General features: G+C 59.3%; 25 protein-coding genes. 14 read left to right on the forward strand and 11 right to left on the reverse strand.

The features are described from left to right. Window positions 1-139: 139 nt before the first annotated feature. The 5 genes from P7C00_RS14450 to P7C00_RS14470 all read right to left on the reverse strand — a co-directional run bounded on the left by P7C00_RS14450 (window position 140) and on the right by P7C00_RS14470 (window position 3,995). On the reverse strand, window positions 140-538 hold the full coding sequence (locus tag P7C00_RS14450; RefSeq protein WP_404939607.1) for a hypothetical protein: 399 nt from the start codon (window positions 536-538) through the stop codon (window positions 140-142). A gap of 2 nt (window positions 539-540) precedes the next feature. Then, the gene (locus tag P7C00_RS14455; RefSeq protein WP_404939609.1) at window positions 541-1,461 is read right to left on the reverse strand and encodes a hypothetical protein; all 921 of its coding nucleotides are present in this window, start codon (window positions 1,459-1,461) and stop codon (window positions 541-543) included. Between the two features lie 111 nt (window positions 1,462-1,572). Beyond that, window positions 1,573-1,914, reverse strand: coding sequence for a hypothetical protein (locus P7C00_RS14460; RefSeq protein ID WP_404939611.1), 342 nt, complete (start codon window positions 1,912-1,914; stop codon window positions 1,573-1,575). A 621-nt stretch (window positions 1,915-2,535) separates the two neighbouring features. Continuing rightward, complete coding sequence (locus tag P7C00_RS14465; protein ID WP_346632696.1) at window positions 2,536-3,156, reverse strand: LysE family translocator; 621 nt, start codon at window positions 3,154-3,156, stop codon at window positions 2,536-2,538. A gap of 251 nt (window positions 3,157-3,407) precedes the next feature. Beyond that, entirely contained in the window at window positions 3,408-3,995 is a 588-nt protein-coding gene (locus tag P7C00_RS14470; protein WP_346632697.1) for an AidA/PixA family protein, read from the reverse strand. Window positions 3,996-4,354: 359 nt separating this feature from the next. On the opposite strand from P7C00_RS14470, the gene P7C00_RS14475 reads away from it, so the two are divergent. Next, window positions 4,355-5,545 carry a PrpF domain-containing protein gene (locus P7C00_RS14475; RefSeq protein ID WP_404939613.1) on the forward strand — a complete coding sequence of 397 codons (1,191 nt, stop codon included), beginning with the start codon at window positions 4,355-4,357 and terminating at the stop codon, window positions 5,543-5,545. 4 nt (window positions 5,546-5,549) lie between these two features. On the opposite strand, the gene P7C00_RS14480 is transcribed toward P7C00_RS14475, so the two are convergent. Next, complete coding sequence (locus P7C00_RS14480; protein WP_404939615.1) at window positions 5,550-5,891, reverse strand: low molecular weight protein tyrosine phosphatase family protein; 342 nt, start codon at window positions 5,889-5,891, stop codon at window positions 5,550-5,552. Between the two features lie 189 nt (window positions 5,892-6,080). Between P7C00_RS14480 and P7C00_RS14485 the strand changes: the two genes are divergently transcribed. The 3 genes from P7C00_RS14485 (at window position 6,081) to katG (ending at window position 9,770) form a co-directional block, all read left to right on the forward strand. Continuing rightward, window positions 6,081-6,638: a helix-turn-helix domain-containing protein gene (locus tag P7C00_RS14485; protein ID WP_404939617.1), complete on the forward strand. Its 558-nt coding sequence runs from the start codon at window positions 6,081-6,083 to the stop codon at window positions 6,636-6,638. Between the two features lie 124 nt (window positions 6,639-6,762). Further along, window positions 6,763-7,335: an HD domain-containing protein gene (locus tag P7C00_RS14490; protein ID WP_404939619.1), complete on the forward strand. Its 573-nt coding sequence runs from the start codon at window positions 6,763-6,765 to the stop codon at window positions 7,333-7,335. Window positions 7,336-7,589: 254 nt separating this feature from the next. Next, complete coding sequence (gene katG, locus P7C00_RS14495) at window positions 7,590-9,770, forward strand: catalase/peroxidase HPI (RefSeq protein WP_404939621.1); 2,181 nt, start codon at window positions 7,590-7,592, stop codon at window positions 9,768-9,770. A gap of 118 nt (window positions 9,771-9,888) precedes the next feature. Here the strand turns inward: katG and P7C00_RS14500 are convergent, their stop codons facing one another. Beyond that, a complete protein-coding gene (locus P7C00_RS14500; RefSeq protein WP_404939623.1) occupies window positions 9,889-10,317 on the reverse strand; it encodes a hypothetical protein in 429 nt (142 codons plus the stop codon). Between the two features lie 228 nt (window positions 10,318-10,545). On the opposite strand from P7C00_RS14500, the gene P7C00_RS14505 reads away from it, so the two are divergent. The 3 genes from P7C00_RS14505 (at window position 10,546) to P7C00_RS14515 (ending at window position 11,658) form a co-directional block, all read left to right on the forward strand. Continuing rightward, on the forward strand, window positions 10,546-10,809 hold the full coding sequence (locus P7C00_RS14505) for a hypothetical protein (RefSeq protein WP_404939625.1): 264 nt from the start codon (window positions 10,546-10,548) through the stop codon (window positions 10,807-10,809). 2 nt (window positions 10,810-10,811) lie between these two features. Beyond that, complete coding sequence (locus tag P7C00_RS14510; protein ID WP_258379786.1) at window positions 10,812-11,000, forward strand: DUF6360 family protein; 189 nt, start codon at window positions 10,812-10,814, stop codon at window positions 10,998-11,000. A 181-nt stretch (window positions 11,001-11,181) separates the two neighbouring features. Further along, a complete protein-coding gene (locus tag P7C00_RS14515; protein ID WP_404939627.1) occupies window positions 11,182-11,658 on the forward strand; it encodes a hypothetical protein in 477 nt (158 codons plus the stop codon). A 16-nt stretch (window positions 11,659-11,674) separates the two neighbouring features. Here the strand turns inward: P7C00_RS14515 and P7C00_RS14520 are convergent, their stop codons facing one another. Next, complete coding sequence (locus P7C00_RS14520; protein WP_404939990.1) at window positions 11,675-12,352, reverse strand: phytanoyl-CoA dioxygenase family protein; 678 nt, start codon at window positions 12,350-12,352, stop codon at window positions 11,675-11,677. A gap of 290 nt (window positions 12,353-12,642) precedes the next feature. Between P7C00_RS14520 and P7C00_RS14525 the strand changes: the two genes are divergently transcribed. Continuing rightward, entirely contained in the window at window positions 12,643-12,936 is a 294-nt protein-coding gene (locus P7C00_RS14525; RefSeq protein WP_145713827.1) for a DUF3077 domain-containing protein, read from the forward strand. Between the two features lie 224 nt (window positions 12,937-13,160). Continuing rightward, window positions 13,161-14,423, forward strand: coding sequence for a hypothetical protein (locus tag P7C00_RS14530; protein ID WP_404939629.1), 1,263 nt, complete (start codon window positions 13,161-13,163; stop codon window positions 14,421-14,423). A 241-nt stretch (window positions 14,424-14,664) separates the two neighbouring features. Here the strand turns inward: P7C00_RS14530 and P7C00_RS14535 are convergent, their stop codons facing one another. Then, complete coding sequence (locus P7C00_RS14535) at window positions 14,665-18,477, reverse strand: SIR2 family protein (RefSeq protein ID WP_404939631.1); 3,813 nt, start codon at window positions 18,475-18,477, stop codon at window positions 14,665-14,667. A gap of 321 nt (window positions 18,478-18,798) precedes the next feature. On the opposite strand from P7C00_RS14535, the gene P7C00_RS14540 reads away from it, so the two are divergent. After that, complete coding sequence (locus tag P7C00_RS14540; RefSeq protein ID WP_404939633.1) at window positions 18,799-19,080, forward strand: hypothetical protein; 282 nt, start codon at window positions 18,799-18,801, stop codon at window positions 19,078-19,080. A 50-nt stretch (window positions 19,081-19,130) separates the two neighbouring features. On the opposite strand, the gene P7C00_RS14545 is transcribed toward P7C00_RS14540, so the two are convergent. Further along, window positions 19,131-19,742 (reverse strand): cupin domain-containing protein, encoded by a 612-nt coding sequence (locus tag P7C00_RS14545; RefSeq protein ID WP_060838987.1) that lies wholly within the window; start codon window positions 19,740-19,742, stop codon window positions 19,131-19,133. Window positions 19,743-19,815: 73 nt separating this feature from the next. After that, the gene (locus tag P7C00_RS14550; protein WP_404939635.1) at window positions 19,816-21,768 is read right to left on the reverse strand and encodes an FAD-dependent oxidoreductase; all 1,953 of its coding nucleotides are present in this window, start codon (window positions 21,766-21,768) and stop codon (window positions 19,816-19,818) included. 215 nt (window positions 21,769-21,983) lie between these two features. On the opposite strand from P7C00_RS14550, the gene P7C00_RS14555 reads away from it, so the two are divergent. From P7C00_RS14555 to P7C00_RS14570, 4 genes are all read left to right on the forward strand, one after another. Further along, window positions 21,984-23,057, forward strand: coding sequence for an ABC transporter substrate-binding protein (locus P7C00_RS14555; RefSeq protein ID WP_346632709.1), 1,074 nt, complete (start codon window positions 21,984-21,986; stop codon window positions 23,055-23,057). A 99-nt stretch (window positions 23,058-23,156) separates the two neighbouring features. After that, entirely contained in the window at window positions 23,157-23,951 is a 795-nt protein-coding gene (locus tag P7C00_RS14560; RefSeq protein WP_337153335.1) for a class II aldolase/adducin family protein, read from the forward strand. A 99-nt stretch (window positions 23,952-24,050) separates the two neighbouring features. Continuing rightward, entirely contained in the window at window positions 24,051-24,698 is a 648-nt protein-coding gene (locus P7C00_RS14565) for a TetR family transcriptional regulator C-terminal domain-containing protein (RefSeq protein ID WP_346632710.1), read from the forward strand. 68 nt (window positions 24,699-24,766) lie between these two features. Beyond that, the gene (locus P7C00_RS14570) at window positions 24,767-25,483 is read left to right on the forward strand and encodes a response regulator (protein WP_346632711.1); all 717 of its coding nucleotides are present in this window, start codon (window positions 24,767-24,769) and stop codon (window positions 25,481-25,483) included. The last annotated feature ends 1 nt before the right edge of the window (window position 25,484 follow it).

Genomic DNA, 25,484 nt, shown 5'->3' on the forward strand with positions numbered 1-25,484 from the left:
TGATCCATCATAGCCAGCCAACATGGCCTTTGCCCATTGAGTAAAGGCCATATCATTGCGGATCACGATACTTGCCCACTATCTCCATCGAGGGTTTTGACTCGTGGCGATATGTTGCTTCATCAATCGTAGGCCCGCCTCAGTCCATTTCCTTGAGTATCGTGACACAGCCGACGGCAGCAGTGACGATACCGGCCGCACTGCCAATCGCGATGGCACTGGCCAAGCCAAGTATTGCGGTAGCGCCCTTGAGTAGCTGAGCAGCTGTTTGTACACGGCTGATGAAATCATCGACTTGCTGAATACTGGCCTGTATTCCCTCGACCGCTTCAGCTGCGCTCTGACCGATGAGAATTCCCACGCTGTTGGTGATGCGCTGGGCTTCCCGGGCCAGCCCTTTTCTCTGGTGGATGAGTTCGTCGGCGTTTTCCGGAGGCGGGTCGCTGTTCAGCAGTTCGTTGATCTTGTTTCTGGTATCAATCAACTTCAAAACATAAGCTGTTTTTTCTGCAATGAAACTTTCGTTAACTTCGGCCATGATTATTGCTCTCCTTCTTTTGTTGCATTAAATGCTTCGCGAAGCGAAGAGGCGCGATCAGAGAAATTCTTTATTTCAGCCAAGACTTCCTGTGTGTCCAGGTGATCAATGTTGACCATGAGTTCCCTGTGCGCCTTGATAAAAGCCGCAGTAGCTTCCTGGAATTTTTTTACTCGTTCAGAGGTGGCAGTTAGGCTGCTGGCTTCGTTGAGGGCGTACACTTCGGCATACAGTTTGCGAACCGGCATTCTGGCTGCCGCTTCTGAGGAACTATGAGCCTGTGAGGCCACTTTTAACGACTGGCCGAGGTTGTCGTATATTCCATGGGAGGCGTACATGTCAGTGGGGTAAACATAGTTTGCATACTGTTCCAAGCGGCTGCTGATAAGACTTATTCGCGCATGATTCTCATACAGCATGTTTTTGAGTTGCTGCTTTGTCTTCGCCTGCAATATAAAAGCAATGGAGGACTCCGCCAGCAGTGCTCCGGCTTTGACCTCGGCGCTTGGTTTGTTTTCATTAAGCTTTGCTGCAGCATCGGTCAGTTTGATCAGGGAGCCATCGAAGGTGCCTGATTGTAACTTCGACATTTTTCCTAAGGCCGCTGCATAGCCAGTTAGAGTGTCGGCAAGCGCGTTGAGCGTTGAGTCTCTTATATCTGTCCCTTGACAAATACTTTCGACTTCGGATTTCAAGCTGCTGGGGTTGTAGCCTGGAGCATTTTGGGGGTCAAGTTGTCCTAGGTATTCCAAAGTGTGAGAGGTTCTACACTGGTTCGAAGCATCTGTAATAAGTTTCTTTGCGGCGTCGCTGTAGGACAGGGTTGCTGCTGAAAAGTCGGTAATGGCCTGTGAGTGATAGGCGCATCCGCCGAGTTGGAAACACCATATAAAAAGAATCCAAACTAGAGGGCGAGGTTTCATTGTGGCTCCTTGCTCATAGTGATGAGCTATCCTGCGTGACCTGTGGAGGGCTTGATTCCCAAGTGCTGTTCAGCGTATTTGCAGGGGCTTCAACTCGGAAGACGTTGAAGCTCAGCGGGACGTCGGACTGGGAGCAAGCAGGCCGGCCAGTGCGCCGACAGCTGCAGAGCCAAGGGCGGTCATCATCTCCGGTATATCTATTTGTGCTCCATGGATAATGGAAAGGAGAACAGCGCCGGCAACTACGATCAGCACTGTACTGCCCAGCGACAAGACGACAATGCGATAAATCCAGCGGTCGGTTTGGAGTGGGGAGGACATCTCCGTAACGACTTCTTGAGCAAGTTTTGGCAATTCGGTTTGAGGGTTTTCTTTGACTCTCTCTATTAAAGTCGGATTGCTGACGATTTTGTTGGCGAGTGCTATTGCTGAGCGAATGGTCTCATCGTTCATGATATGGAGCTCCTTGGTGACAGGCTTCTGTTGTTTGCCGTGTTGCTGTCTAGTGTTTAGACTTTTTGGTGAGTGCCTGGTTGTTGTGTTTTTAATGCTGATAGTTAAAAAGTATTAAACAGTTTTGGTGTTGGCTTTGTTTTTTATGAGGTGGCTGAGCGCGCTTTATAGGTTTTTAGAGTAGCGCTGGAGTGGTGTTTGTCAAATGAGAGAGGGGCGATTAAGTTCTGAGGGTTATTGCGATTTTTTGGAGTGTAAGTTGTTGATGTGTTTGCGAAATTGTTTTGTTTAAAGGGGTGGGGGCTTGATTGATTATTAGCTTGCTATTTTATTTGTTTGAGGTGTTTTGGTTTTTTGTTTTGTTGGTTGAGTGGTGTGCTTGTTAATTATTTTTCTTCTTGGTTTGTTTTGTTAGTTGCGGTGATTTGTTAAGTTATCGCAAAACTTCATATAAGGATGTTAGTTTACTTTGGTCCTGGATTCTGTTCGCGGTTTGTCGCTGCCTACAGCAAGGTCCCCAAGACAATAGCGCTACCAGCGGCATCAGGTGGCCGAACGCCTTATCGCGCGCCTGGAGGAGGCTGGAGGTGTTTGGCTACCGCGTCCAACTGGCAGCAGGGACTAGCCGCGCCGCGCCATCAGCAGCACCGACGCCGCCCCCGACAGCAGCACCGCGCAGCCGCGATTGAACAGGCGCTTGCCCCGGGGTTCGGCGAACCAGCGACGCATGTGCAGGCCCATGTAGGCGTAGGCGCTGATGGCGATCCACTCCAGCCCCAGGAACAGCGCGCCCAGGATCAGGAACTGCGGGCCCATCGGCTGCGTCGGATCGACGAACTGCGGCAGGAAGGCGGTGAAGATCAGGATTGCCTTGGGGTTGCCCGCCGCCACCAGGAATTCCTGGCGCGCCAGGGGCCACAGACCGACGCGGATCGGTTCAGCGTCCCGTTCATTGTCGGGGTTGGCACGCCACAGTTGCCAGGCCAGGTACAGCAGATACCCCGCGCCCAGAATCTTGATGGCATGGAACAACAGTTCCGAGGTCTGCAGGACCACTGCCAGGCCGGCGGCGGCCAGGGCGATCATGGCAGCGAAGGCCAGCAACCGGCCGCTTCCCGCCAGGCAGGATTGGCGATAGCCGTAACGCGTGGCGTTGCTCACGGACAACAGGTTGTTCGGGCCGGGGGCCATGTTCAGGGCGAAACAGGCGGGGATGAACAGGCTCAGGGTGGCGAGATCCATACAGTCTCCGGGACAGCGCAAGGGGAACGGACCCACGCCATCGGCGACCGCGGGGCTGGCCGGGACGTTGTTGAGGCGGGGTCGATAAAATACGGGCCGCGTCGGGCAGGAGGCAAGTGTTCAGTTCGCAGTGGGTCAGCGGTTGGCCAAGGTTGAACGGGGTGGGAGCAGGGGCAGGAGGCGTCGACAGTGATCGGGCAGGGGCACGGCAAGTCCCTCTCCCCGTACCGACAGGGAGAGGGACAAGGCACTCAGTTGATATTGATGTAGGGGTCCCAGTCGCAGTAACCCACCACTTGATTGTCACTGTCGACAATCATGAAGGCCCAGGTGTAGGTGATGCTGCCTTGGCGCACGGCTTTGCCTTCCCAATAGAAATTCTTGACGCTCTGGGCGATGGGCTGCGCGGATGGATCGCCTTGATTGATGATCGGCATGGGCGTGTGGTTCAAGACCACCGGATTGATGTCTTGCACATAATTGGGGTTTTGTTGCGTCACTACCGGGGACGTCTGGGTGTACTGATACAGCAGTACCGAGTAGTACAGCCCCTCGGACAGGCTGGTGCTGCGCCAGCGGACCAGGTCGCCCTCCTTGAGGTTGACCGACAGTTCATCCGTACCTTCGCCGGCTGGGGAGTTGTTGCGTCTGGCCACCATATAGATCGCCTGACTGGAGAGCCTTACCCCGCTGGTGGTGAAGTTATAGAGGTGGCTGGGCTGCGTCGGGTCGCTTTTTTGCAGGTTGAACACTTGGCCGCTGTCGAATTGTTTGCCCTGGCTGTTGAGAATGGTGTCCACATCAATGGTGACCATGATGTCGATGATGTTGTCGTTCATGTCCAGCTCCCTGCTGTCGCGTTAGATGCCTGGAGTGCCCAGGCAAACAGGCAATCGAGTTTCCGGGCGCGGCCACTGAGCATCGGTACTCGGGTCCCGGTCTATCGGGCATCGGGCTTGATGCACTTCCATGAAGTCGCGAGTGGAATCTAGATCCTCAAGACGGTTAGTCAAATGGCCCACTCCAAAAAGAGCGAGTGCAAGACGAGCGGTGCAGGGCCAGGGTCAGGCGCTCGCTGCGGCGTCTTCAGTCAGGCCTGCGCCCCGGGATCGGCCGCGACGGTTTATCATGCTGCGCCGCTGCCCGTTGCCTGCCCGACAAGGGGCCGCTCTATTCGCCCACCGTGGAGGCGCCCGCCATGTCCGATCTGCCCAAGCCTGCTGCCATCCCTGAATTCCCCGTGTGCCACGCCCGTGGCGGCACCTCCACCGGACTGATCCTGGCCCGCGAAGCGCTGCCCCGGGACGAAGCCCTGGTGGAAGAACTGCTGCGCCACCTGATGGGCGTGCCGCTGCATGGCGAGTGGCCGGGCAATACCCAGATCACCGGCCTGGGGCGCGGCGGGCCCACCAGCAACAAGGTGTTCATCGTCGAACGCCGCCCCGGCGAGACGCGGATGATCAGCACCCTGGCGCAGCTGGCGGCGGGCAAGAGCGCCATCGACTGGAGCGTCAACTGCGGCAACATGTCCGCGGCCCTGCCGTTGTACGCCCTGCAGCGCGGCTGGCTGCAGCCCGGGGAGGGCGGCGGGCAGATCGAGATCTACAACAGCAACACCCAGACCACGATGTATGCGCGCCTGGGGTTCGCCAATGGCCGGCTGCTGAGCGACACGCAGATTCCCGGGGTCAACGGGGTGTTTCCCGGGGTCGACCTGTTTCTCGACAAGCCGGTGGGGGCCAAGACCGGCGCGCTGTTCCCCAGCGGCAAACGGGTGGACCTGCTGGACGGCATTGCTGCCACCTGCATCGATGTGGCGGTGCCCATGGTCATCCTTTGCGCAGCGGACCTGGGCCAGACCGGCGAGGAAACCCCGGCCGAACTGGACGCCGATCCGCCGTTCAAGGCGCGCCTGCTGAAGCTGATGGTGCAAGGCGGCCTGCGCATGGGCCTGCGCCAGCGCGACGGCCGCCTGATGAGCGCCGACGAGCTGCGGCGCAGCGAAACCATTCCGAAGATCTGCATCGTCAGCCCGGCGCGCCACGGAGGGGATATCGCCACCCGCTACTTCACCCCACAGAACGCCCACCCGTCCCTGGCGGTGTCCGGCGGCTGCTGCCTGGCGGCGGCGTGCCTGGCCGAGGGCACCGTGGCCCATGCCTTGTTGGCGCGGGCACCGGTGATAGGCGAGGAGCCGGGTGAATACCCGCTGGCGATTGAAAACCCCGCCGGGGTGCTGGAGACCCTGATCAATGCCCGGCAGGCGGCCGGGGAGCTACTGATCGACGGCGCTGCCTACCGGCGCAGCGCGCAGATCCTGTTGCAGGGCCGCACGCCGCTGTACAACGCCTCGGCGGAACTGATTGCCGCCTTGCCCCAAGGGCAATGACGGTTCAGCGCAGCTCCTGGCTTGCAGGGAGAAACTGCGGCACCTTCTGCCGCAGCAACTGGATCAGCTGCGGGTCCATGAAGTCGTAATCATCGGGAATGTTCAGGCAGACAATCTGCTGGTTGTTCAACTGCGCCTTGAAGCGCTTGCGCAGTTTTTCCCGGTGGCGGGTTTCCATCACCAGAATCAGCCCGGCCCATTGCACCAGCTCCGGACCCAGGGGCACTTCGGCATCGTGATAGAGCCCCGCCGACGCGGTCTGGATGCCCGGCCAGTCGGCGAACACCTGCTCGGCGGTGGGGCTGCGCAGCTTGTTCTGGCTGCAGACAAACAAGACATTGAGCATTGGGCCAAACTCCTTGGCACAGACGCCCGGCCCGTAAAGGGCGGGGCAAAGGTGCTGATTTTTCGGGGCTTTGGCCGCGCTGTCCAGCGACTTGTGACGGGGCGGGCGAATGGCGTTGGTCAGCGCAAGTTGCCCGCCAAGCGCCGAGGCTGCGAAACTGCCGGCCCCTTTACTCGCATCGCCCAGGCCATGTCCGCAGCCTTATTCACCTCACCCCATCTGGGCCTGGCCCTCAGGCGCTGGCGTCTGTTGCACCGGGTCAAACAGCAGCACGCCGCCGAGCTGTTCGGCGTGGCGCAGTCGAGCATTTCCCGCTGGGAAAACGGCCGGCAGGCCATGGAACCGGCAGAGCGCGCGCGCCTGGAACAACTGCTGGCAGCCAACCTCAGCGCCGCCGCCGATCAGGCCCTGGCGCGGTTGGTGAACGACAGCCCGCGCGCCGTGCACCTGGTGTGCGACCTGACCCACCGCCTGCTGGCCTGTTCGCCGACCCGCGCCGGGCAGTTCGGCGTGCCTTTGAGCGAGCTGCTGGGCCAATCCCTGTGGGGCTTCTGTACCGAGGAAATCATCCGCAAGGAGACCGCCCTGGATGACCTGGGCTGGCGCGCAGTACTGGCGCCGCCGTCTCTGGAGTTCTTCAGCGGCCGCAACGATTCGGCCATCGTGCCCATCGCCCCCAGCCAGTGTCGCTGGACTCGCCTCAACCTGTCCGACGGCAACGCCGTGCGGCTAGTGGAAACCCTCTGAAGCGCTTGTCGAGGCACGCCACGCATATTTTATCCGTGGACCGGTTTCTGCCTGCTGGCTAGTCTGGCAAGCCATCGCCCGCTGCCCACGGCGCGGGCCTCGTTCACTTGCAGCAGGCTTGTCCATGACCCCCGAACTTCTCAGCGGCCGTCTCGACTTTCTCCGTGAAGCGGAAAAACTCAAGGACGTGCTGCGCAGCGCCCACACCTCCAGCGGCCGCCAGGAAAGCACCGCCGAGCACAGCTGGCGCCTGTGCCTGATGGCGCTGCTGTTCGAAGACCAACTGGGCGAACTGGACCTGCTGCGGGTGCTGAAGCTGTGCATCGTCCATGACCTGGGGGAAGCCATTCACGGCGACATCCCGGCGGTGGCCCAGGCAGCGCACCCGAACAAGAGCCAGCAGGAACGCGACGATCTGCAATTTCTCGCCCGGTCCCTGGACGCCCCGGCCCGCCAACGCCTGCTGGACCTGTGGGATGAATACGAGGGCGCCGCCAGCGCCGAGGCGCGCACGGTCAAGGCCCTGGACAAGCTGGAAACCCTGCTGCAACACACCCAGGGCCAGAACCCGGCGGACTTCGACTACCGCTTCAACCTCGATTACGGTCGCCGCTACACCGACGCCAGCCCGTTGTTCCAGGCCCTGCGTCAGCAGATCGACATCGACACCCAGCGTTGCCTGGACGCCCAGCGCTAAGCAGTGGTTCACGATGTGCCGTGCTTGCCTTATGCGCCGTTGAACATGCCTGAGCGTCGCTCGCCAGAGGATGAGCAGGCTGCAGGGGGCAGGGCGCCCGCTGGGAGCCTGGCACGGGTCATGGTTTTTTTCTGGCAGGGTCATCAAGCGAAGCTATTTTTACCTTCGCTTGTCCTTCACTACGCTTTTCACACGGTTGTCCAACCCGGGGCCAACGTCGAGCGGCAGGTTTTCGATGACCGAAGGAGTGATCCATGTCCAATGAATCCAAGTGCCCTTTCAAACACACCGCCGGCGAAGGCACCCGCAACCGCGACTGGTGGCCCGGCCAACTGAACCTGAAGATCCTCCACCAGCACTCGCACCTGTCCGACCCCATGGCCGAGGACTTCGACTACGCCGCCGAATTCAACAGCCTGGACCTGGCCGCGGTGAAGCGCGACCTGCTGGCGTTGATGACCGACTCCCAACCCTGGTGGCCGGCGGACTTCGGCCACTACGGCCCGCTGTTCGTGCGCATGGCCTGGCACAGCGCCGGCACCTACCGCATCGCCGATGGCCGTGGCGGCGCCGGGGGCGGGCAGCAGCGCTTCGCCCCGCTCAACAGCTGGCCGGACAACGTCAGCCTGGACAAGGCGCGGCGGCTGATCTGGCCGATCAAGCAGAAATACGGACGCAAGATTTCCTGGGCCGACCTGATCGTGCTCACCGGCAACGTCGCCCTGGAATCCATGGGTTTGAAGACCTTCGGCTTTGCCGGTGGCCGCCAGGACGTCTGGGAGCCGGAAGACAACGTCTACTGGGGCAGCGAAACCACCTGGCTCGACGACCAGCGCTACAGCGGCGACCGTGAGCTGGAGAACCCCCTGGGGGCGGTGCAGATGGGCCTGATCTACGTCAACCCGGAAGGCCCCAACGGCAACCCCGACCCGCTGGCGGCGGCCCGGGACATCCGCGAAACCTTCGCCCGCATGGCCATGGACGACGAAGAAACCGTGGCCCTGATCGCCGGTGGCCACACCTTCGGCAAGACCCACGGCGCCGGCCCCGCGACCCACGTCGGGCTGGAACCGGAAGCGGCCGGCCTGGAAGAACAGGGCCTGGGCTGGCGCAGCAGCTTCGGCACAGGCGTCGGTGGTGATGCCATCACCAGCGGCCTGGAAGTGATCTGGACCACCACCCCGACCCGCTGGAGCAACGACTTCTTCGACCACCTGTTCGGCTTCGAATGGGAACTGAGCACCAGCCCGGCCGGCGCCCACCAATGGCGGCCCGTGGGTGGCGCCGGGGCCGACAGCGTGCCCGACCCTCACGACCCGAGCCGACGCCGCACGCCGTCGATGCTCACCACCGACCTGTCGCTGCGCTTCGACCCGGCTTACGAGGCGATCTCCCGGCGTTTCCATGAACACCCCGAGCGACTGGCGGAAGCCTTCTCCCGGGCCTGGTTCAAACTCACTCACCGCGACATGGGCCCCCGGGCCCGCTACCTGGGCCCGGAAGTGCCGGCCGAAGAACTGATCTGGCAAGACCCGATTCCGGCGGTGAACCACCCACTGATCGACGCCCAGGACATCCAGCAGCTCAAGGGCCAGCTCCTCAACTCGGGCCTGTCCGTGGCGCAACTGGTGTCCACCGCCTGGGCCTCGGCCTCGACCTTCCGCGGCTCGGACAAGCGCGGCGGCGCCAACGGCGCACGGATTCGCCTGGCCCCGCAAAAAGACTGGGAGGTCAACCAACCGCAGCAACTGGCCCAGGTGCTACGCGCCCTGGAAGCGGTGCAAAACGCCTTCAACAGCACCCAAGGCACTGGCAAGCGCGTGTCCCTGGCGGACCTGATTGTCCTCGGAGGTTGCGCGGCGGTGGAACTGGCGGCAAAAAATGCCGGCTACAGCATCAGCGTACCCTTCGCCCCGGGGCGCATGGACGCCAGCCAGGAACAGACCGACGTCGAATCCTTCGCCGTGCTCGAACCCGTGGCCGATGGCTTTCGCAACTACCTCAAGCCGGTTTCCGGCGTCACCGCCGAAGCCCTGCTGGTGGACCGAGCACAACTGCTGACCCTCAGCGCCCCGCAACTGACCGTGCTGCTGGGCGGCCTGCGAGTGCTGGGGGCCAACGTCGGGCAATCGCCCCACGGCGTGTTCACCACCAGACCGCAGACCCTGAGCAACGACTTCTTCGTCAACCTGCTGGACATGGGCACCCAATGGAAACCCCTGTCCGAGGCCCGCGAACAGTACGAAGGCCGCGACCGCGCCAGCGGGCAATACAAATGGAGCGGTACTCGGGTTGATCTGCTGTTGGGCTCCAACTCCCAGTTGCGGGCCCTGGCCGAGGTGTATGCGGCGGCAGATGCGGGTGAGCAGTTCGTGAAGGACTTTGTCGCGGCCTGGGACAAGGTAATGAACCTGGACCGGTTCGATTTGCGCTGAGAGGTTTGCAAACCGGGTAAAACCACAACGCCTCCCTAGGGAGGCGTTGTTGCAGAGCGCTCGCGGCCTTTCAGCCTAGAGCGCCGCCGATCAACCAGCGTCGCGCCCGCCCGACGCTCTACTTGGCCTTGAGATACTCATTGAGAAACGCCTGGGCATCGCCATAGCTGGACAGGTTGCTGTCATAGCCCACCTTCAGCGGCTTGGCCTCACCCGGCAGATGCAACTCGCCATAGCCCTCCTGAAGCAGCAGCACCACGAACTTCTGCCCGTCCACCTGAGTGAAGTAACGGGTGTCGCGATCGGTTTGCTCCACGCTCATTTTCTGAATGCGCATGTTCCAGTCGTGGTCGGCGTCTTCCACCTGCACCAGCGCCTGATGGGCGTTGCGCTCACCGATGCGCAGGGTCCAGACCTTCACCCCATGTGGCCCGGTGTAGGCCAGGATCTTGTCCGCCACCTGTGGCCGTTCCTCGGCCTGGGCCAGCCCGATTCCCAGTACCCACGCCATGACCCATGCGGCCGCCCAACGGTAATAAAGCTGCATCCTTCTAGCTCCTGAACATGAAAAAGGGGCGGTTATTGAAGCCGACCCGTGCGGCGCTGCCAAGCACCCAAGGCAACAGGCGGGATAAAAAACCTTCGCGCACAACCCACGCCGGGCCGCCCGCGAGTGGGTTACCATCCGCCGCCTCGGCGCCCCGCACGCGCTGGAGCGATGCACTGGCCGGGCAAGGCCGCCGGTCAACTTCCCGCTTCATCAGGACCCAGCCCCATGAGCCAACTCACCGCACTGATTGCCCAAGCCAAAGCCGGGCTTTCGGTCCAGCAAAACATTCCCCAGGAACGCTGGGAGGCCATCGCCACCCAGTGCGGCGCCGAGGAAATCGCCGAGATCAAAACCCGCATCGCCTCACTCAAGGCCGCCCGCGAAGCTGTCGAAGACTGGGACGGCGACACCCGCGATGACCTGTATTTCGCCATCGTCAACTTCACTCGGCTGCTGGAGTTGGCCAGCGCCCACGTACAAGGTGAATGAGCATGCCGATTGACCGCACAACGGATTATTTCGAGAGCAGCGAGGGCGCCGTGCGCCTATGGATAGAGCAGGGCAGTGCCATTCATCTCAAGGCCATCAGCCCGCACAACGACCCGGTGGAACTGACGGCAGAACAGGCCCTGGAACTGGCCCAGGCACTGCAACGTTTGGCCGGCCGCCTTGCTGACTGAAAGCAGCCCAAAGACCAGCGCCCACGCAACCAATTGGGCAACGCACACCTGAGAGGAACAGACCCTGTTTAACGAACTAGTGTTTTTGCACGAAGACCCTGACCAGGACTCCGCCTACCTCGGCGGCAACCCCTACCTGCCTGAGTCCATCCCTTGGCCCACCGACTCGATGGGCGCCCCCTTGCTGCACCTTGCCAGTCTGCCGGCCAGCTTTATCAATCGATACGTCGCAGGCATGCAATTGAATGACGAACTGGTGGTTTCGCTGTTTACGCCTTACTCAATCGTCAGCGATACCTACATCGACCAAGCCATGCAAGAGGGCGGCAAGGTGCTGGCCTACAGACCCGCGGCGCGACAGGTGGATGGTTACGGACAGCCCATCACCCCGGCGCGGCGAATCGAAGTGGTTGAAAATCCGGGGCAGGACAGCGACGAAAACGGCCTGGCCAAGATCGCCGGAATACCTGCCTGGATTCAGGGTCAAGAGGCACGCCCAGGCTTGAACTATGTGCTGCAGATCAACAACTCCCGGTTGAATAGGGCAGCGCCAGGGCACAAGGGCATTTTGGTCGGCGGAACCGGCTATTTGCTATTGAAGCGAGGCATTGATGACGAAGACCTGATGGCCGGGGCCCTGATCATCCAGAGTTCATAAGAAAGGGGGCGGGCCCTCAGCCCACGAGGGCAAAATCCTTGGGGTCGAAGCGCTCGCGGGTGTCCATCTGAATATTGCGCAGGCTCGCGGTTTGCTGCTGGCTGGCGTACAGCGACTCGGCAAAATAACTGATCAGCAGCGAACGCCGGCGCGCGCCGCTGTGGTTGCGGCTGGCCCCATGCACCAGATCGGCATCGAACAGCAGCACGTCCCCCGCACTGCCCGCCAACTGCACCACCCGGGATTCATCACTGAAATCAAAGGGCGCCAACCGCTCCCCGGGGCGATGACTGCCGGGCACGATGCGCGTCGCGCCATTGGCCGGCCCATAGTCATCGAGATAGACCAGCGCCGTGACCCGGTCACCGAGGCGCTGCTCCGACAGATCCCGGTGCAACACCTGATGACCGCCCCCCGCCAATGGCTCGCGGCCCTCCACCTGAGCCAGAAAAAAACCTTCCCCGATCAACTCCCCGGCTACCGCCAACAGCGCCGGCAAGCGACACACCGCCTGCACCCGCGCATCCAGATCCACCAGCGCATGACGCCAATCGTGCCCCCGAGGCACCGGCCATTGCTCGGGCCCAATCACCCCCGCCTCGAAAGCGGCCCGCAGCTCATCCAGCCAGTCGGCGGGCACTGCCTGACGCAGCAACTGGTAACCGTTTTGCTGGAGGTGTTCGCGGTCGATCATGAGGGGGCAGATGTCCTTATCCGAGGTGGGGGAGAGCATAACGGCTCACCTATCCGAGCGACATAACCGGCTACGGTTTAGCGGTTGCCGGACCCCGAGCAGAGCGCCTAGTCTGCTGCGGTCGCTGCAAAATCAGCGACCGGGCCTGAGAACCCGATCAGATGCAGGCACATTGTTGATCAGGGAGTTTCAATCATGTCTGCCGGTAATCTGTCTGAAATTTGCTGCTATTCCTTTCGCCTTTCTCCGCTCAATAGCCTCTGCTGCCAGACCCTGGCGGGAGGTGCACGATGAGCCATTCAAACTCCATCAAAACCCAAGGTTTTGTCACCTTTGGCCAATGTGCCGATCCTGAACTAACGTTGTTTCGCGTCAATGCGGATGTGCCTTTGCAGCAGGCGTTGGAGCAGGCCTCTATTTTTTTGTACTACGCCAAGAAACTTGCGCTGGATGCCGCTATGGAAGAGCAGGGCGAGCGCTACGCTTGGGCTTCGCACTTCCTGGCGGAAATGGGTAAGGCGGTGATTGATGATGTGTGTTTGGGGTTGGGGGGAAGAGGGGCCGAGGGAGGGGCTCTGAGTTAGAGCTATACCGTACTAAGTAGATAGAAGCGCCGCTTATTATTGATTGATAAACGGCGTCTTTTGTGATTCGAGAAGGTAGCTTTCGGTCATTAGCGGATGCTCAACGTTAACAAGAAAATATATTGGGTCTTTATAGATGTATCGAGCGTGTTGTTTGTCGGTCAACAATTAGGTCTTCAATTAATTTGTAAGTTGTGAAGGTTAGAGCTTTTAGGGGGGGTAAAGTGCAAGAGGAACAAGCTTTTTACAGATTGCCAGAAGAATCCTTTCCGGGTATTAGCTATAAAGAGCACGCGGAAGATCTTCGGGGTTTTAGGGCTTTAATTGATAGTTTGGGAATTAAAACCCACAATACTAGAATTTCTAGATACGTTCAGTATTTCGATGAGGTGGCCTCAGGCGGCGACATCAATGAGCAAAAAATATTCAAGAACGTGAAGGATGCAAGATTCAGTAGCCCCCTTGATTGGCAGCTATATCTTCTTAGAGAAGCTCACGAACTGATGTGGATATTTAGAGGTTTAAAAAAACATGCTCCAAAAGGCATCGAAAATAAGCTTGAGCAATTAGTTAGGGGTAGCGATTTCGCGGCTCTAGATACAAATACCGAGCCAAGAGACACACAGTTTGAACTGAGGGTTGCCAGCTACTTCTGTCAGGCAGGAAGCATGGTTGATGTTAGCACTGATACAGATGTAATTGCCATCGGAGAAGACCACGCTTATATCATCGAGTGTAAACGGATCGCTGGTATCCGTAACCTCAGAGACAATCTTATGAAGGCTAGGGAGCAAATAGCTTTGCGTATTCCTAGAACGTTAGAAGGGCGACGTGCCTTTGGTGTTATAGCGGCCGATGTTACAAAACTTGGATTTTTGCACAATGGTCTGACAATGGGGATGACAGCCGATCACACTAAAGACATCATCCAGAAAAAGCTTTTGCTGATTGCTCAGCAGGTAGAAAAACTGAAAATTTTTAATGGGTGCCCTGAAGTCGTCGAATGTTGGCTTCAAATTCATATGCCCGCAATCATCATGCATCCACCAGCAACTATAACAAGATTTTCTTCTTTTTCAGCAAGTAACCCTAAAGCTGATAGAAGAAGTAGGCGCGCAATAAAAGAGCTGCACTTTATTACTCAGGTCGTAAGGTCGGTAGATGATAGAGAAATTAAGCCAAAAAAACTGAAGCTTCGATCTTCAATTGAGGTGCCTGCTGGTACGGAGTTTTATCTAGAGTGTGAGTTAGTGAATACGGTCTTGTCCGGCGAAAAGTTTGAAGGCTACTCTCAAGAAAAAGTAATTGCCTCAATGAAAGCTAATGGCGTTACTCATGAGTTTACAGTCATTGAGCTTGAAATGGTTATGGGGAGGTTTACCTCAGAACAAATACTAAAGCTTCTCGCTAGCGACGGCCAAGAAAGAATAGAACTCATCCTGCAGATGTTTGCACAACGTTATCCATATGAGGGGAGTGCATATTAATTAAATGTAAGCTCATATTCCAAGAGGGCGGGCAGATTTATTCTCCCAATCCTGAACGTCAACTTTTAGATGACCTCTACCGGTGGCGACAGTCGCGATTCGGCCAAAAGCGGACGTTGGCAAGCGACTGCTACCGGCCAAAAGCGGACGATCCCTCGGAGCTAGTGCGATCAAATACAGTCGTCTGGTACCCAGGAAGCTCGAGGACAGTCGCTGACTTTTCGACTTGAAAGACCAAGGTTTAGCTCCGTTCAACAAGATCGACAATGCGTAAGTAACGTGAGTCCGCTTTCAGATCAGGCTGGGTTTCCGCGATCAGAGTGAGTACCTTCGGCAACTCGTATGAAGGGCGTGTGAGAATCTGGGGCGTAACTCTATTCATCAAATCCAGCGTTATCTCAGGGTATAGAACGGTAATCGGCCTTTCATCGTTTAACTCTTGAGTGAACCGGTAGAACGGATGTTCATTTGTCTCCACCGCCACCAAGAATTTCTTTACCGCTTCATATACTGCGGGGAAACTATTGCCGGTGTCATCAAGCATGCCTATCCAGGCTCTCATCGATGCTGCGGTCCTGTATCGGCGTTCTCTCGGCCAGCCCTTGTTGATTAAAGGGATGACGTGTTTGGCCCAACCGTCCTCATTTTCCTGTCCAACCTGACCCAGCCAGGAAATGAAACGGTTCCGAGTATCATCAGACATTGCTCGAAGGACCGAACGCATTTCGCCTTGTGAAAAACCACCAGGCTCATTCGGGTGAAATACATAGATGTAGCCTAACCATTCGGCGGCTCTTCTTGAGAGGTCGTGATCCCATGAAAATCCTTCGACCCACGGGAATAGGTGAAGCAGGAGCGGTTTAATGATCTCTCGCAACTGCCGTCGAGGCACTTGGTCACTATAAAGAAATCCGTTCCATGCTGGTTCCGAAGCTGGATGCTCGAACTCCAACATGGGAGCAAGTCTTTCCTCGGTCCAGACGGGATCTACGAGCATGAGCCAGTTCAGACTCCTGCTCGCTACTGATATGGCATGATCTGAGCCCTCGCCAGGTAAAGCTAAGAGGCGTTCGACACGAGACTTTATGTAACCTGGAAGTAGTGAGCCGGCGATCTCCTGACTCCCTCTGGGAACTGCGTGAAAAAGGGCCTCAGTACACATACCAATGGGGCCGTTGATCGCATGGTCAAATGTGCGTAAGGACTTTTCAATAACTTTTCCGCCTTGGCGGATTTCACCAAGACCACTCTTCGCTGCATCTGCTCCACCGCTCAAGATGCCTTCGACGATATTATCGTAGACCGCCCAACCAAGGTCAGCATTAAACTCAAGGATTGCCACCAGGTGCTGTTGGAGCCATCGGCTCAACGTGTGGTTCAGTTGGGTGATAACTGCATGCGGGAGCCGTGCTACTCGGTTCAAGAATACCCGTCTCAGCCTGGCTGTGGTGTCTGCAGGAAACTCATTAATCATGGAGGACCAGAACGCTTCTGGGTAATCGCCGGCCTTACCTGCAATCGTCAGAGCAGACAATGCCTTTCGCGGATTGACCTTTACTAAACCAGTAAAGGGTCGCTTCTCGGTGAAGCTGCCAAAGTCACGCTTCAGCTCTTCCTTTGCCCTGGAAATCACCTCGTTTACGGGAAGATCCAAGACTGCGTCTGGTTTCTCGTCCGTACCGACCCAGCCGGTATGAGAGCCGTGCTCGATTACAATCGAAGTCGCCCAAGCATCGCTCCAATCAAGAATACCTCCGATCATCTCGGCAAGCCGTTCACTGTGAGCGGTTGTAAGTTCACAACCTTGTAGTTCGAGATATCGAGCGTATCTTGCGGCGACCTTATCCCGCAGGTCATGGAATTCCCCGTCAGACCATTGAGTACGCTGGTCGGGGCCCGTCAAGATACGGTCTATAAGTTGATTCCGATTCACCTGAGAGAAATCTTTCCACCGGTCAACCAGTAGGAAAAGGAGCTCTCGGGTCACATTATTGTCCCAGAATGCCTCTTGATCTAAGAGCAAGACTTGCTCGGCAACCGAGTCGGCCTCGAAGATATCTACTTTGCTGTACGCATAGAGCTTGAGCTTTCGGAAGAAGAACCGCTCCGTTGTTGGCCAAGTCGTTGCGTGTGCCTTCCCCAGTTCTGGCCATCTGGCAGTCATCCGGTCAAAAAGTTGAACAAACCAAACTACGGTCTTCGCAGCATTCGTGGCATACGTTTTCCCGTCGACCTCACGTTTCGGATAGAAGGTGGGTGTACGGAAGTAGATGGTCTCGATATCCCCTAATAGGCCTGAGGCGACAGCAAACTGCTCCTGCAGGATGCTAAATACTTGTGGTAGAAGATCGTCGGGGATGTCTAACTCTTCTTTGTGCTTATCAAGGAACATGATTTCGAACTGGCCGAGATCGCGGAGATGAATGTCCTCCCAAGTTTTCAACGGAGGCCTAATCTGCCCCATGCCAAACGGTCGCTGTATCTTCAGTCGCGGCGTCGCAACCCTCCGAAATTCTCTTAGGACACCTGCAGTCCATCCCTCTGCACTAATCCGTGTCTTCAAGTCAAACCACTCGCCATTCCACTGACGATTGCGAGGGTCTCGATGGTGTTCGAGGATAAGATTCCAGATATGAAGAGCTCGATCGCTGAGAGCCTTTGAATGCTCCACCTGCCACTCGAGCTGTTGCAGAAGTCGAGGATGCAGACCGTTCTGACGGATAGTCCACCACGCCAGCACAGGGCTTTCGATCACCTTGCTGACCCAGGTGATAAGGTGGCCAAGCCTTATTGGCGTCGCCTCGAAACCTTCTGCCTGCCGCCCACCCAACCGATGAAACTCATGCGGATTATCGTCTTCGCTGCGCCAGACTAAAAGATTATCGTTGCTGACATCCTGTCTGCGATCATCTTCAGAAATATCGCACAGATCGTCATCAAGCCCGTAAGCAAGCACAGGGTTAAAACTCTCTGCATCAGCGCCAAAGTCACCACTTGGTTTGTCGGATCGTACATATGCATCCATTACACATACCCATTCAGGATGCGGTGTTGGATCAGCTTCCGAGAACAATCTCGCTCCCTGAACTGTACGAAGAACATGAGCAATTTGACCGCGCTCATGAGGGGTAAGGGCCTTCGGGTCCTGCTGGCTTTTAGCGATTATGGATGCACGCCAGCTGCGCGGATCATCGGCCCGTTCTGCCCAAGCTTCCATGCTCTTCCATAGGTCCGAGTGATCGGAATAGGCTATGGCTGTAACCCCTCGGTCACGCCACTTGGCTTCGATGTCCTCAGGAAGCCCACGATCAAATGCATAGAGTCGGGATCGATCATATTGGCCGTCATGGTTGAGGCCCTGAAGAAGATATTTGACAGGAGGATCTTCAGCCTGATAGCCGACTAAAACGACAGTATGACGTTCGAGAAGGTGCCTGATGAAGTTGGTGGCCCATCCTTCAGAGAGGTACGCACGTCCGAAGTCCGCACTGCTGAGCACGTAGGGATGATATTCAGAGGCTGCATCCACCAGTCGACCGTGAAGATACGTGATCCCCTCTATCTTCGATCCGAAGTTCAGATCGGGAAAAGCAGGCGGCACATGCCAGACCAGGTCCCCTCCCACCTGCCCTGCCTCGAACAATCGGTCGAAGTTTGTCGTGACAATTTGTGGCACGCCGCTCTGACTCGAAGAAATCCGCTTGATCAGATCGTGCTCACGTCCAACATCTTTGATTTGTAGAGCAGCACTTAGCCGCTCTGTGACCAGAGCGTTAACTTCATCCTTACCGTATTCAAGGTGGAGGAGGTTGAAGATTTGGTCGAGTGGGACATTCGCCGCAGATTGACCCTCCAACCATGGTCGAAACGCGACCATGATGTCTGAGTCGGCTGGCGGATCGAAGAATTCTATGACGTGCCGAGTAAGGCCGACGAAAGTAGGCATTCCAGATGGCAACGAAACTCCCGCACCACACAGGAATACGACGCGGCCAGCATCGCAGCGTTCCAGAAGGATATCTGGTATGGAGGGGCCATCAGGAAAGAATCTCATACGCTCAATTCATCAATACTTTTTAAGGTTGTCATACCGGAGCGACGCATATGCTTTCGACGGTAGGAATACTGATACCGAGTCGCCCAGTATAGACGTGCACCGACAGTGACTGCCGCCTATATCAGTCCCATGTAGATATTGTTCATAGGGAATACCTGATCCTGAAGGGTAAGGGCAAGAGGCTGCTTCTGGCCGTAAGCAGAGGTTGGTACTGCATACGACTAGGCTAGCTCTGGGTGAAGTGACAACAGGAGGGCAGATATCCTCCTCATCAATCTCAAAGCTGCTTATCCAAACGCTCTGTTTAAGGGACCAGTCATGACCGTTGAAATCATCGAGTTCAGAAAATTGCTAGAAGCCGGGCGGCGCTATCTGGAAGGCAGCGCCGCCCTCGCTGAGCTAAACGGTCGAATCAGCGCAACATTGGAGGCTGGACACTTCTGGGGAGCATCAGCGCCACTCATGGAAGTCGCCCGAGACTGGGAACACATGATTAACCGCGCCTGGAATGAGATGGGCGAGCAACGCGCTCCGCTGACCGAGGCCCAGTTCAGCGAGTGGTTGCGGCAGCAGTTCTACTTCCCAGTCCGTGACAGCTAGTTTTCAGTAAACGAAAGAGCGGTGCATTGCGCTTCCGCTCAGTAGCTTGTTCAAAACGTCGGCGGCGTAATCACCCACAACACCACCGCATCCTCCTCCCCAGGATTCCCATACTTATGCGGTTCCTGGCTTGAGAAACTAAAACTATCCCCCTCACTCAGCTGAAAATACCGCTCGCCCACCCACAGCTCAAAACTCCCCGACAGCACATACCCGGCTTCCTCGCCCTCATGGCTGTAACTCTCCTTGCTGTAGGTCCCCGGCGGAAAGCGTGAGTGCAAAAACTCCAGCTGCCGGGTCGGTTGTGGGGTCAGCAGTTGATCGATGATCCCGTTCTCATAATTCACCTGCAGCCGCTGTTTCTTGCGCACGACATAGCCCTGGTCCTCTGGTGCGGTCTGGGTTTCGCTGGCGAAGAACCATTGGATGGTCACGCCCAGGCTGCGGGCGATGTTGAACAGGGCGGGGATGGAGGGGTAGGCGAGGTTGCGTTCCAGTTGGCTGATGTAGCCGGCGGTGAGTTCGCTCTGTTGCGCCAGTTCGCTCAGGGTCAGGCCGCGGCGTTTGCGCAGGCCGCGGATACGGGTGCCAAGAAACTGTGGGCCGCCAGGGGCTTGGTTGTCGCTGCCGGGCTCGGGCGGCGTCTTGCTGCTTTGATTCATGGCGGGCTCCGGACCAGGTGAACGGGCGCATCCGGGCACCCGTCCTGCAAAAGCCCTGGAGTATAAAGCAGCCTCAAAGCGCCCAGGCGACTTTCAAGCCTTCATGGATGGCTTCTTCCACGGTGCGCGGTGCCAGGCAGTCGCCGATGCGTTGGAAGGGCACCAGGCCTTTGAGTTGCTGGCCGAGGTCGTCCACCGATTGGTGGCCTTGGCACAGGACGAGGCTGTCGACGTTTTCCAGCAGCATGGGTTCGCCGCTGGCGGTGTGTTGCAGGTAGACGGTGCTGTCGTCGCAGCCGTAGAGGCGGGCGTAGGGAATGATCGGGACCGCCAGTTTGTGCAGTTCGCCGGCCAGTTGGTCGCGCACGTACAGCGGCAGGTTTTCGCCGCAGTGGGTGCCGTTGACCGCCAGTTGCACTTGGTGCCCGGCGCGTACCAGGCGTTCAGCGATGCCGGGGCCAATCCAGTCGCAGCGCCAGTCGGCCACCACCACGCTGCGGCCCAGTTGCACTTCGTCGCGCAGTACTTGCCAGGCGTCCACCACTTGCAGGTCGCCGCCGCGTTCGAAGTTCGGCCAGTAGGGTTGGGCGCCGGTGGCGATGATCACGTGGTCGGGGTTTTCCCGTTCGATCAGGGCGCGGTCGACCCGGGTGTTGCGCAGCACTTCCACGCCGGCCAGTTGCATTTCCCGTTGCAGGTTGGTGCTGGCGCCGCCGAATTCGCTGCGCCGGGGCAGCAGTTGCGCCAGTTGGATCTGGCCACCCAGTTGCGCGCTGGCTTCGTAGAGGGTGACGCGGTGGCCCCGTTGCGCAGCCACCGCAGCGGCTTTCATCCCGGCCGGGCCGCCGCCCACCACCAGGATGCGTTTGCCGCGAGCGCTGGGTTTGGGCTGGCCGTAGAGCAGTTCGCGGCCGGTTTCCGGGTGCTGGATGCAGGAGATCGGCAGGCCCTTGTGGAAGTGGCCGATGCACGCCTGGTTGCAGGCGATGCAGGCGCGCACGTCGTCGCTGTGGCCGCGCTCGCTCTTGTTGGGCATCTGCGGGTCGCAGATCAGCGCGCGGGTCATGCCGCACACATCGGCCTGGCCCTTGGCGATGATGGCCTCGGCTTCCTGGGGCTGGTTGATGCGCCCGGTGACGAACAGCGGAATCGACAGCCCGGCCTTGAAGGTGCCGGCTTCCCGGGCCAGATAAGCCGCTTCCACCGCCATGGGCGGGACGATGTGCACGGCGCCGCCGAGGGAGGCCGAGGTGCCGGCGACGATGTGCACGTAGTCCAGTTGCCCTTGCAGCAATTGCACGGCGGCCAGGGATTCGTCTTCGGTGAGGCCTTCGGGGTCGCGTTCATCGGCGGAAATGCGCAGGCCGATGATGAAGTCGGCATCGGTGCTGGCGCGCATGGCGTCAAGGATTTCCCGGATAAAGCGCAGGCGCTGTTCCAGTTCGCCGTTGTAGCCGTCGCTGCGGCGGTTGACCCGCGGGTTGATGAACTGCGCCGGCAGGTAGCCGTGGCTGGCCACCAGTTCCACGCCGTCCAGCCCGGCCTGATGCAGGCGCCGGGCGGCGTCGGCGTAGCCCTGGATGATCTCGTCGATCATGGCCTGGTCCAGGGCCCGGGGCATGACCCGGAAGCGTTCGTTGGGCACCGCCGAAGGGGCGTAGGCCACGGCCAGCAGGCCGTCGGCGGACTCCATGATTTCCCGCCCCGGGTGGAAGATCTGCGACAGCACCACGGTGCCGTGGGCGTGGCAGGTTTGGGCCAGGCGCCGGTAGCCGTCGATGCAGGCGTCGTCGGTGGCCATCAGCACGTGGCTGGTGTAGCGCGCACTGTCGTGGACCCCGGCCACCTGCAGCACGATCAGGCCCACGCCGCCTTCGGCCCGGGCGCGGTGGTAGGCAATCAGCTGTTCGTTGACCAGGTTGTCGGTGGGCATCGAGGTGTCGTGACCGCTGGACATGATGCGGTTCTTCAGGCGTTTGCCACGGATCTGCAAGGGTGCGAACAGGTGCGGGAAGGCGCTGGTCATTGCGGTGACTCCAGGCGGGCCAAGGGCAGGGGAGCACGGCCTTGGCGTTGTTATTGTGGGCCTATCAAAATTTACCGCCAGTAAAAAATCAACTTGTTTTTTTACTGGCGCTTGCCGTAGCTTTGGCCTGCGCCCGCTTTTGGCGCGAACCTCACAACAATAAAAAAGGGCTGTGCCGGCGCCTGCCGGTGTGGCACCGCGACGAGGATTCACAGATGAAAGCGCTCACCCGCAAGCACGGTTGTTCTTTCCTGGCCCTGAGCCTCGCCCTGGGTCTGACCCTGGGCCAGCCGCTGATTCAGAACAAGGCCCAGGCAGCCCCCGACATGGTGGTCGTGGCGTACGGCGGAGCCGGACAAAAAGCCCAGGACGTGGCGTTGTTCCAACCCTTCAGCAAGGCCGATGGCAGCAAGCTGATCCAGAGCGAATACAACGGCGAAATGGCCCGCATCAAGGTCATGGTCGATACCGGCAACGTCGATTGGGACGTGGTGCAGATCGAAGGCCCGGACCTGATGCGCGGCTGCGAGGAGGGCATGTACGAGCCCCTGGACTGGAAGGCCCTGGGCCGTGCCGAGCAGCTGATTCCAGATGCCGCCCAGCCCTGCGGCTCGGCAGTGCTGGTGTGGAGCGTGGCCATTGCCTATGACCGCAACAAGCTGGCCAAGGCCCCAACCTCCTGGGCGGATTTCTGGGACGTCAAACAGTTCCCCGGCAAGCGCGGCCTGCGCAAACGCGCGGTGTACAACCTGGAGTTCGCCCTGATGGCGGACGGGGTCAAGGTCGAGGACGTGTACAAGGTCCTGGCCACGCCGCAAGGGGTGGAGCGGGCCTTCGCCAAGCTGACCGAGCTCAAGCCCTACATCCAGTGGTGGGAAGCCGGGGCCCAGCCGGGGCAGTGGCTGGCCGCCGGCGATGTGGTGATGACCTCGACCTACAGCGGCCGCATCGCCGTGGCCGCCCAGGCCGGCGCGCCGCTGGCAGTGGTCTGGCCCGGCAGCCTGTACGGCATGGACTACTGGGCGATCATCAAGGGCTCGAAACATGTGGATCAGGCCAAGCGCTTCATCGCCTTCGCCAACACTCCCGAAGCCCAGGTCAACTACGTCAAGCAGATCCCCTACGGCCCGACCAACACCCTGGCCGCGGCCAAGCTCGACCCGGCCCTGGCGCAGTGGGTGCCGACCTCGGAACAGAACCTCAAGGACGCCCTGGCGATGAACGTGGAGTTCTGGGTCGATCATGGCGAGGAGCTGGAAGAGCGCTTCAACGCCTGGGCCAGCAAGTAGCCCCAACGGGCTGGACGCCTGCGGGCGTCCGGTCCTATTGTTTGCGGGCTCTTTTTACCGGCCCCGTTTGCCCGCCCACCTGCCTGGAGGACTCCAACAATGAACAATATCGCTCCCAGCCCCCACGCCCTGACCGAGCGCAGCAGCACCGAGCAGCGCCTGCGCGAAGAGTTGGCGGCCTGCTACCGCCTGATCGCGCACTTTCGCATGACCGACCTGATCTTCACCCATATATCGGTGCGCTTGCCCGGGCCCGAGCATCACTTTCTGATCAACCCCTACGGCTTGATGTTCGATGAAATCACTGCCTCCAACCTGGTGAAAATCGACCTCAATGGCGAAGCCGTGGAGCCGTCGCCGTACCCGGTGAACCCGGCAGGTTTCGTGATTCACAGCGCCATTCATGGCGCCCGGGAAGATGCTCAGTGCGTGCTGCACACCCACACCAAGGCCGGTTGCGCGGTGGCGGCGCTCAAGTGCGGCTTGCTGCCGGTGAACCAGATTTCCATGGAGTTCTATGGCCGCGTGGCCTACCACGACTACGAAGGCGTGGCCCTGGACCTGGGCGAGCAGCAACGGCTGGTGGCCGACCTCGGCGACAAGAGCGTGCTGATGCTGCGCAACCATGGCTTGCTCACCGTGGGCGAGACCGTGAGTCAGGCGTTTCTGCGCATGTACTACCTGGAGAAGGCCTGCGAGATCCAGCTGGCAGCCCAGGCCGCGGGAGAGATCGTCCTACCGCCGGACGCGGTCTGCGCCCACACCGAACGCCAGTTCAACGACCCGGGGCGGCCGCTGCAGGAAGGCGAACTGAACGACCCGGACGCCATGCAGCTGGCCTGGGCGGCGCTGTTGCGCCTGCTGCAACGCGTGGCCCCCGACTACCGCGACTGAGCGCCCATGGCGCTGAAACAGGGGCTGGATGAGGCCGGGAAGCTTGCTGTACAGTCGTTCAGTTTTCGCCGTCCGGCCACCGTCCAAGGAACCCGCCCCATGAGCCAGGAAGCGCGCTTTTCCCGTCTGGAACCCGACCTGCGCAAGGCCGAGCTGATCGAGGCAACCCTGACCTGCCTCAAGCTGCATGGCTTCCAGGGCGCGTCGATCCGCAAGATTTCTGCCGAGGCCGGGGTCTCGGTGGGGCTGATCAGCCATCACTATTCCGGCAAGGACGAGTTGGTGGCCGAGGCCTATCGCTCCATCACCGGGCGGGTCATGACCCTGCTGCGCGAAGCCATGGATCAGGCCGCTCCCGGGCCTCGGCAGCGTTTGTCGGCGTTCTTTCGCGCTTCGTTCTGCGCCGAATTGCTCGACCCGCGGCTGCTGGATGCCTGGCTGGCTTTCTGGGGCGCGGTGAAGACCGCCGAGGCGATCAATCTGGCCCATGAACATTCCTACGCCGAGTACCGCAACGAACTGGCGAGCCTGCTGGGCCAACTGGCCGGGGAGCAGGGTTGGGAACCCTTCGACGCCGATCTGGCGGCCATCAGCCTCAGCGCCTTGCTCGACGGCCTGTGGCTGGAGTCCGGGCTCAACCCGGGGACCTTCAGCCCGCAGCAGGGCGTGCAGATCTGCGAAGCCTGGGTCGAGGGCTTGCTGGCCAGCCAGGGGCGTGGTTTCAGTGCTCGGACAGAGGGCTATTGATCAGTTGTTCAGTAATGGTTAGCGTGCGCAAGGCTTGATCTCCAATAAAAATAATCAGGAAACAGGCGATGACTCCTCGGGTATTGATCGTCGACGACGATCCGCTGATTCGCGAGCTGCTTCAGGCTTATCTCTCTCAGGAAGGCTACGACGTGCATTGCGCCGCCACCGCGGAGCAGGCGGAGAGCTTTCTCGGCCAGCACACGGTGGACCTGTTGATGCTGGACATCCGCCTGCCGGGCAAGGATGGCCTGACCCTGACCCGGGAACTGCGGGTGCGTTCGGAAGTGGGGATCATCCTGATCACTGGGCGCAACGACGACATCGACCGCATCGTCGGCCTGGAGTGCGGCGCCGACGACTACGTGATCAAACCCCTCAATCCGCGGGAGCTGGTGTCCCGGGCCAAGAATCTGGTGCGTCGGGTGCGCCATGCACGCCAGCCGCAACCCCAGGTATCGAGCCCGAGCCCGGTCAAGCAGTTCGCCGACTGGGCCCTGGACACCGACCGCCGTCGGCTGATCGATGCCGGGGGCGCTGAAACCCTGCTGACCCACGGCGAGTACCAGTTGCTCAGCGTGTTCCTGCGCAACAGCGGCCACACCCTGAGCCGCGACCAGTTGATGGACCAGATCCGCAACCGCGAATGGGTGCCCAGCGACCGTTCCATCGACGTGCTGGTGGGCCGCTTGCGGCGCAAGCTGCACGACGACCCGGCCGAGCCGGAGCTGATCATCACCATCCACGGTGCCGGTTACCTGTTCACCGCCAGCGTGGCCGCCTGAA

It is taken from the genome of Pseudomonas sp. JDS08PS003 (assembly GCF_045013505.1).
Taxonomy (GTDB): Bacteria; Pseudomonadota; Gammaproteobacteria; order Pseudomonadales; family Pseudomonadaceae; genus Aquipseudomonas; species Aquipseudomonas protegens_B.

What these genes read in the sequence shown, in the direction of transcription:
- P7C00_RS14570 (WP_346632711.1), top strand. Translation starts at nt 24,767, where the DNA reads ATGACTCCTCGGGTATTGATCGTCGACGACGATCCGCTGATTCGCGAG.
- P7C00_RS14510 (WP_258379786.1), top strand. Translation starts at nt 10,812, where the DNA reads ATGCCGATTGACCGCACAACGGATTATTTCGAGAGCAGCGAGGGCGCC.
- P7C00_RS14480 (WP_404939615.1), bottom strand. Translation starts at nt 5,891, where the DNA reads ATGCTCAATGTCTTGTTTGTCTGCAGCCAGAACAAGCTGCGCAGCCCC.
- P7C00_RS14535 (WP_404939631.1), bottom strand. Translation starts at nt 18,477, where the DNA reads ATGAGATTCTTTCCTGATGGCCCCTCCATACCAGATATCCTTCTGGAA.
- P7C00_RS14470 (WP_346632697.1), bottom strand. Translation starts at nt 3,995, where the DNA reads ATGAACGACAACATCATCGACATCATGGTCACCATTGATGTGGACACC.
- P7C00_RS14505 (WP_404939625.1), top strand. Translation starts at nt 10,546, where the DNA reads ATGAGCCAACTCACCGCACTGATTGCCCAAGCCAAAGCCGGGCTTTCG.
- P7C00_RS14540 (WP_404939633.1), top strand. Translation starts at nt 18,799, where the DNA reads ATGACCGTTGAAATCATCGAGTTCAGAAAATTGCTAGAAGCCGGGCGG.
- P7C00_RS14450 (WP_404939607.1), bottom strand. Translation starts at nt 538, where the DNA reads ATGGCCGAAGTTAACGAAAGTTTCATTGCAGAAAAAACAGCTTATGTT.
- P7C00_RS14520 (WP_404939990.1), bottom strand. Translation starts at nt 12,352, where the DNA reads ATGATCGACCGCGAACACCTCCAGCAAAACGGTTACCAGTTGCTGCGT.
- P7C00_RS14465 (WP_346632696.1), bottom strand. Translation starts at nt 3,156, where the DNA reads ATGGATCTCGCCACCCTGAGCCTGTTCATCCCCGCCTGTTTCGCCCTG.
- P7C00_RS14555 (WP_346632709.1), top strand. Translation starts at nt 21,984, where the DNA reads ATGAAAGCGCTCACCCGCAAGCACGGTTGTTCTTTCCTGGCCCTGAGC.
- P7C00_RS14525 (WP_145713827.1), top strand. Translation starts at nt 12,643, where the DNA reads ATGAGCCATTCAAACTCCATCAAAACCCAAGGTTTTGTCACCTTTGGC.
- P7C00_RS14545 (WP_060838987.1), bottom strand. Translation starts at nt 19,742, where the DNA reads ATGAATCAAAGCAGCAAGACGCCGCCCGAGCCCGGCAGCGACAACCAA.
- P7C00_RS14455 (WP_404939609.1), bottom strand. Translation starts at nt 1,461, where the DNA reads ATGAAACCTCGCCCTCTAGTTTGGATTCTTTTTATATGGTGTTTCCAA.
- P7C00_RS14500 (WP_404939623.1), bottom strand. Translation starts at nt 10,317, where the DNA reads ATGCAGCTTTATTACCGTTGGGCGGCCGCATGGGTCATGGCGTGGGTA.
- P7C00_RS14550 (WP_404939635.1), bottom strand. Translation starts at nt 21,768, where the DNA reads ATGACCAGCGCCTTCCCGCACCTGTTCGCACCCTTGCAGATCCGTGGC.
- P7C00_RS14565 (WP_346632710.1), top strand. Translation starts at nt 24,051, where the DNA reads ATGAGCCAGGAAGCGCGCTTTTCCCGTCTGGAACCCGACCTGCGCAAG.
- P7C00_RS14490 (WP_404939619.1), top strand. Translation starts at nt 6,763, where the DNA reads ATGACCCCCGAACTTCTCAGCGGCCGTCTCGACTTTCTCCGTGAAGCG.
- katG (WP_404939621.1), top strand. Translation starts at nt 7,590, where the DNA reads ATGTCCAATGAATCCAAGTGCCCTTTCAAACACACCGCCGGCGAAGGC.
- P7C00_RS14485 (WP_404939617.1), top strand. Translation starts at nt 6,081, where the DNA reads ATGTCCGCAGCCTTATTCACCTCACCCCATCTGGGCCTGGCCCTCAGG.
- P7C00_RS14460 (WP_404939611.1), bottom strand. Translation starts at nt 1,914, where the DNA reads ATGAACGATGAGACCATTCGCTCAGCAATAGCACTCGCCAACAAAATC.
- P7C00_RS14560 (WP_337153335.1), top strand. Translation starts at nt 23,157, where the DNA reads ATGAACAATATCGCTCCCAGCCCCCACGCCCTGACCGAGCGCAGCAGC.
- P7C00_RS14475 (WP_404939613.1), top strand. Translation starts at nt 4,355, where the DNA reads ATGTCCGATCTGCCCAAGCCTGCTGCCATCCCTGAATTCCCCGTGTGC.